This window comes from Nocardia wallacei (genome assembly GCF_029869545.1).
GTDB classification, from domain to species: domain Bacteria; phylum Actinomycetota; class Actinomycetes; order Mycobacteriales; family Mycobacteriaceae; genus Nocardia; species Nocardia wallacei_A.
On the sequence record NZ_JARWQD010000034.1, the window covers coordinates 25,106 to 31,501 of the forward strand.

General features: G+C 68.1%; 6 protein-coding genes. 4 read left to right on the top strand and 2 right to left on the bottom strand.

The annotated features are described in order from the left end of the window. Nucleotides 1-39 precede the first annotated feature (39 nt). The 3 genes from hflX (at nt 40) to QH290_RS01820 (ending at nt 4,032) form a co-directional block, all read left to right on the top strand. The gene (gene hflX / locus QH290_RS01810; protein ID WP_280381782.1) at nt 40-1,521 is read left to right on the top strand and encodes a GTPase HflX; all 1,482 of its coding nucleotides are present in this window, start codon (nt 40-42) and stop codon (nt 1,519-1,521) included. Between the two features lie 411 nt (nt 1,522-1,932). After that, nucleotides 1,933-2,736, top strand: coding sequence for a lysophospholipid acyltransferase family protein (locus QH290_RS01815; protein ID WP_280268661.1), 804 nt, complete (start codon nt 1,933-1,935; stop codon nt 2,734-2,736). Nucleotides 2,737-2,886: 150 nt separating this feature from the next. Continuing rightward, nucleotides 2,887-4,032, top strand: coding sequence for an acyl-CoA dehydrogenase family protein (locus tag QH290_RS01820; protein ID WP_280268662.1), 1,146 nt, complete (start codon nt 2,887-2,889; stop codon nt 4,030-4,032). A gap of 18 nt (nt 4,033-4,050) precedes the next feature. On the opposite strand, the gene QH290_RS01825 is transcribed toward QH290_RS01820, so the two are convergent. Beyond that, nucleotides 4,051-4,980: an alpha/beta hydrolase gene (locus QH290_RS01825; protein WP_280381783.1), complete on the bottom strand. Its 930-nt coding sequence runs from the start codon at nt 4,978-4,980 to the stop codon at nt 4,051-4,053. A gap of 110 nt (nt 4,981-5,090) precedes the next feature. Between QH290_RS01825 and QH290_RS01830 the strand changes: the two genes are divergently transcribed. Then, nucleotides 5,091-5,636, top strand: a complete 546-nt coding sequence (locus tag QH290_RS01830) for a TetR/AcrR family transcriptional regulator (RefSeq protein WP_280268667.1) — start codon at nt 5,091-5,093, stop codon at nt 5,634-5,636. Between the two features lie 10 nt (nt 5,637-5,646). Here the strand turns inward: QH290_RS01830 and QH290_RS01835 are convergent, their stop codons facing one another. Then, a complete protein-coding gene (locus tag QH290_RS01835) occupies nt 5,647-6,162 on the bottom strand; it encodes a DoxX family protein (protein WP_280268668.1) in 516 nt (171 codons plus the stop codon). Between the last annotated feature and the right edge of the window lie 234 nt (nt 6,163-6,396).

The window sequence follows — 6,396 nt, forward strand, 5'->3', positions numbered from 1 at the left end:
GGTGCGCCTGGCCGTTGAGTCGTGGGACCATGGAGGTGTATGAGAAAACCAGAGACTTACGAGTTCACCCCGATCGAGGAGCTCGACGAGGACAGCGGTAATGGCTGGGCGCCGGAGCCGACGGTCGGCGAGCTGCAACTCGAGGACCGCAGCGCACTGCGCCGCGTCAACGGGCTGTCCACCGAACTCACCGACATCACCGAGGTCGAATACCGCCAGCTGCGTCTGGAGCGCGTCGTGCTGGTCGGTGTCTGGACCGAGGGCACCGCGGCGCAGGCCGAGGCCAGCATGACCGAGCTCGCCGCGCTCGCCGAGACGGCGGGGTCGCAGGTGCTCGACGCGCTGATCCAGCGCCGCATGAAACCCGATCCGGCCACCTATATCGGCTCCGGCAAGGCCGACGAGCTGCGCGCCGTCGTGCTCGAGACCGGCGCCGACACCGTGATCTGCGACGGCGAGCTGACCCCGGCACAGCTGACCGCGCTGGAGAAGGTCGTCAAGGTGAAGGTCATCGACCGCACCGCGCTGATCCTGGACATCTTCGCCCAGCACGCCACCTCCCGCGAGGGCAAGGCGCAGGTGTCGCTGGCGCAGATGGAGTACATGCTGCCGCGGCTGCGCGGCTGGGGCGAGTCGATGTCGCGGCAGGCCGGTGGCCGTGCCGGTGGCAGCGGCGGCGGCGTGGGCCTGCGCGGCCCCGGTGAGACCAAGATCGAGACCGATCGTCGCCGCATCCGCGAGCGCATGGCCAAGCTGCGCCGCGAGATCCGGGAGATGAAGACCGCCCGCGACACCAAGCGCGCGCGGCGCACCGACAGCGGAATTCCCGCCGTGGCGATCGTCGGTTACACCAACGCGGGCAAGTCCAGCCTGATGAACGCGCTGACCGGTGCGGGCATCCTCGTGCAGGACGCGCTGTTCGCGACCCTGGATCCGACCACCCGCCGCGCGGCGCTGGAGGACGGCCGCGAGGTCGTGTTCACCGATACGGTCGGCTTCGTGCGGCACCTGCCCACCCAGTTGGTCGAGGCGTTCCGGTCGACGCTGGAGGAGGTCACCGGCGCCGATCTGCTGCTGCACGTGGTCGACGGTTCCGATCCGCTGCCCGCCGAGCAGATCAAGGCGGTGCGCGAGGTGGTCACCGACGTGCTGCGGGAGACGAACGCGGTCGCTCCGCCGGAGTTGCTGGTGGTGAACAAGATCGACGCGCTGGATCCGGCCGAGCTGTCGCACCTGCGCGCCCAGCTGCCGCAGGCCGTCTTCGTCTCGGCCCGCACCGGCCAGGGGCTGACGGAACTGCGCGACCGTCTCGGAGAAATCCTGGGCGCGCTCGACGTCGAGGTGAGCGTGCTGCTGCCCTACACCCGCGGCGACCTCCTCGCCCGCGTACACGCCGACGGCCGCATCCTCGAGTCCGCCCACGAGGAGGGCGGCACCCGACTGCGGGCCCGAGTCCCCGCGGCCTTGGCGGCAATGCTGGCGCAGTACGCCCATGCGGCAACAGCAGCCCTCCCGACCTGAATCCCGCCCCGCGCCAACGTTCTCCGTCGAGAAGCCAGTACTCCAACCGGACCGGAACCCGCCCTCAATCAGGTCCCGAACCGGCCCCCAACCAGGTCCCGGACTGGGTCTCGATCAGGTCCCGGACCGGCCCTCGATCAGGTCCCGGACGGGCTCACAACCGGGCCCCGGACCGGCTCAGATCATTTCCGAATCGGCCCCCTCATTCCCCGCAACCGGCGCCCCAGCGCCCGATGCGGGGCGATGCACCCCACTAGGGGTAGACCATCCAGTGAACTGGGTGCCCCGCAGCTGTTTTCGTTACGATTCACAAATCAGGAACAAGTTGCAGGGAGGGTCCTTTTGTCTGGAAATCTTTCCGCCCCAACGGGTGGTGACGGCGCGGTGCTCTCGGATGGCGCGCCGCTACGGATGTCTCTGCAGGACAGCGATATTCGTACGATCGATGCACTGACCGCGCCACTGCGGGCGTGGACGAGTCCGGTGTTCCACGGATTCGACAACATTCCCGCCGACGGCCCGGTGCTGCTGGTGGGCAATCACAACTTCATGGGTATCGACACCCCGCTGCTGTGGCCCGAGATCGCGCACAGCCGCGGCCGTCTCGTTCGCGGACTGGCCGAGAACGTGCTCATCACCGTGCCCGGGGTGCGGCACGCCCTGCACCGCATCGGGTGTGTCCGCGGCAGCCGCGCGAACTGCCGCGCCCTGCTCGAACAGGGCGAGATGGTGCTGGTGTTCCCGGGCGGCGGCCGAGAAGCGGTGCGGCGCAAGGGCGAGAAGTACGTGCTGAAGTGGGAGGGCCGCACCGGATTCGCGCGGATGGCGATCGAGACCGGCGCGCCCATCGTGCCGATCGGCATGGTCGGCGCCGACGACGCCTTCGACATCGTCTTCGACGGTCAGGACGTGGCGATGCGGCCGCTGCGCTCGCTGGTCAAGGCGATCGGGTTGAAGCCGAATCTCACCCCGCCGCTGGTCACCGGTCTCGGTCCGACGTGGATCCCGAAGCCGGAAAGGTTCTACTACTCCGCGGGGACCCCCATCGAGACCGCGCCGTGGGCCGATGCCACCGATCTCGACGAGGCCGCCGAGGAACTGCAGGCGGTGGTGCGCAAGGCGCTCGAGGAGGAGCTGACCTTCCTGTTCGCCGAGCGGGACCGCGACCGCGGCCGCACCCTCGTGGGCCGGGCGCGCGGCTTGCTGGGACTGTAGTCAGGTTTACCGGGGTTCAGGTCGCCAACGCCGTCGACCTTCCCGCAGGTAGCGCAGTCGAACCCTTTTTACGGGGTTCGAAGTGAACGGCGATTCGACTTCCGGGTACCGTATGGGGGAATGCCGATGTGGTCACCGTAGGAGGTTGGCGTGGAGCGCACTCTTTTCGAACCCGAACACGATCTGTTCCGGGAGTCGTACCGGAAGTTTCTCGAGCAGTATGTGGCGCCCCACCACGCGAAGTGGGAGGAGCAGGGCCTCGTCGACCGCGAGGTCTGGCTGGAGGCCGGTAAGCAGGGGTTCCTAGGCATGGCGGTGCCGGAGGAGTTCGGCGGCGGCGGAGTGAAGGACTTCCGCTACAACTCGGTGATCACCGAGGAGACCACCCGCGGGCAGTACTCGGGGCTGGGTTTCCCGCTGCACAACGACGTGATCGCCCCCTATCTGCTGGAGCTGGCCAACGACGAGCAGAAGAAGCGGTGGCTGCCGGGATTCTGCACCGGTGAGATCATCACCGCGATCGCGATGACCGAACCGGGCACCGGCTCGGATCTGCAGGGCATCAAGACGCGGGCGGTGAAGGACGGCGACGACTGGATTCTCAACGGCGCCAAGACCTTCATCACCAACGGCATCAATTCCGACATCGTCATCGTGGTCGCCCAGACCGATCCCGAGAAGGGCGCGATGGGCTTCTCGCTGCTGGTGGTCGAGCGCGGCATGCCGGGATTCGAGCGCGGCCGCAATCTCGACAAGATCGGTCTCAAGGCGCAGGACACCGCCGAACTCAGCTTCACCGACGTGCGGGTCCCGGGCCGGAACCTGCTCGGCACCGAGGGCCAGGGCTTCGTGCACCTGATGCAGAATCTGCCGCAGGAGCGGCTGTCGATCGCCGTGATGGCCGCCGCCGCGATGGAGGGCTGCCTGGACCTCACCTGCCAGTACGTGCGCGACCGCAAGGCATTCGGCAAACCCATCGGCGCGCAGCAGAATACGCGTTTCGTGCTGGCGGAGCTGGCCACCAAGACGACGGCGGTGCGGGTCTTCGTCGACCGCTGCATCGAGCTGCTCAACCAGGGCAAGCTGACCGTGGAGGAGGCCGCGATGGCCAAGTGGTGGAGCACCGAGGAGCAGATCGAGCTCATCAGCAAGTGCCTGCAACTGCACGGCGGCTACGGCTACATGCGCGAATACCCGATCGCCAAGGCCTACACCGACGCTCGCGTACAGAGCATCTACGGCGGCACCACCGAGATCATGAAGGAAATCATCGGCCGCAGCCTGAAACTCGCCTGATACGAGGTTCTTCGCACGTTATCGACCGGCGTGTATGGGAACGGTGGATTTCAGGAAGTTCAGCTGGTCGGTGATGATGGTGGGGAATGCCGGGGCGACGTAGCAGTCGAAGTGGCCGAGGTCGTATTCGCGGACGGTGGCGGCGGACATCCGGGCCGCGGTGCTGCGGGCGGTGGTGGCGGGAGTGACCACGTCGGTGCGGGCGATCTGGATCAGGGCGGGACAAGCCACCGCGGCGGCTCGCCGCCCCGGGGAGTAGAAGCCGATGTGCGCGACGATGCGCGCGGCGACGGTTCGGGGGTACTCCGAGCCGTCGAGTCCGGAGTCCCGTTCCATCCGGTCCAGGCCCGGCACGGCGTCGGGACTGGTCAGCACGGCCAGGTCACCGGGCCGCCCGATGCTGCCGATATAGCGGGGTTCGCGTCCGAGCAGACCGCGGACGGTGTCCTCGATCGCCGCGGGCAGCAGGCGAATACCGGACAGCAGGCCCTTGGCGCGCACCGCTGCGGGCCCGCTGACGTGCGGCACCTGCGCGATGAGGGCCTCCAGCGGTTCCCCGCTCGCGGCGAGGGTGATGACGTGCCCGCCGGAGAACGAGGTGCCCCACGCGACGATCCGGCCGGGATCGGCGCCGGGCAACGCCCGCGCGAAACCGAGCGCGGCACGCCAGTCGTCGAGTTGGTCGCCGATGCTCAGGACGTGCCGCGGTACGCCGTCGCTGTCGCCCCACCCCCGGTAGTCGAACACCACCGCCAGGTACCCGGCCTCGGCGAACACCGCGGCGTACGCGAAAAGCCGATGCGCCCGCGCCCCCGCGAACCCGTGCGCCATCACCACCACCGGCACACCGGCCTGCGCGTTCTCGACGCGAGGTCGGAAAACCGTTGCCGCACAGCGTATTCCCTTCGACGAAAACTCGGTCTCCTCACGGGTGAACTCGCCGGTCATCGCCACTCCTGCCTCCGCCGCGACCGCCGGGGGCGGACCGGACATCTCTTGATCGACATTCAAGAGCAATGTAGGCGTTTCTTGAATGCCAATCAAGATAGGGTGGGGTCATGCCCCGCAACCGCCGTCCCCGCGACGCCGACCAGAAGCGCGGCGAGATCGTCGCGGCCGCCCAGCGCCTGTTCCGCGATCTCGGCTACGACAAGGCCTCCATGGCTCGCATCGCGGACGGCGCGGGGGTCACGGCGAACACCGTCTACTGGTACTTCCGGTCGAAGGACGAGGTTCTGATCGCGGTGCTGGACGAGGATTTCTCCGCCGCGCTGACCCGATACGAGGAACTACGGAACTGCTCCCTGGTCGAGCGGCTGCACTGGGTGGTGCGCCGACTTCGCGACATTCATACGCTCGTCGACACCGTCCATGCCCGCGCAAGCCTGTCTCCGGCCATCGCGGAGTGGCACGATCGGTTCCACGCGACCACCGACCGTATGCTCGCCGAGGAACTGCGCGCATCCGGCGCCCCCGAATCCACGGTCGCCGCGGCCGCGAAGAACATCACCTTCGTCATCGAAGCCCTGCTCACCCATCCACAGGACGAGACGACGGAACGCACGATGCTCGAACTGCTACTCCGATCAGCCGTTCCGGCATAACAGTCGGCCGTCAGTGGGCTGGTCCGCTATCGGCCGAGGACCGTGGTCGCCAGCAGGCCGCGAGGAGCGTCGCGGTGGACAGCGCGGCGAGTCCGAGAGCGATGCCGCCACCGGCCCAGCCGGTCACGTCGATGTCGGCAGCGTGGTCGATCGAGAGCCATCCGGGTCCCAGCGCGGCCAGCGCCAACGCCAGCACCGCCAGTACCAGGACGTACTCGTAGCCCTCCTGGAATACGAAGAAGCCGTTGGTGCGGTGGGCGAGCAGCCCGGCGACGAGCATGACGGAAATGACTGCGGCGCAGGCGAAGGGCGTCAGCAAGCCGACGACGAGCAGTGCGCCCGCACCGATCTCGGTGATCACGCTGAGCCACGCCTGCAGCACGCCGTTACGCAGGCCGAGCCCACCGAACCAGCGCGCGGTTCCGGCGATCTTTCCTCCGCCGAGCCAGTGGTTGACTCCGTGCGCGATCATGGTCACGCCCAGCACCAGCCGCAGCAGTGTCAGGGCGACGTCGGCGACGTCCATCGTTTCACCTCCCGGGCCGCGCTCGGGCGACCTCGTCGAATTGTCGTATCCGATAGCGGAAACTGCTGTGCCACATGCTCGGTCAGCGATGCCGACCACACGTCGAGCTGATCGGCGCCGTCGGCGGCCGTGGCGCCGGGGGGGTGGGCCAGGGCCCCCGCGGGGCTGAACGCCGCGGCACCCCGGCCCCGCATGGGTTAGAAGAAAACCTCGATAGGGAGGGTAATTGCCCGG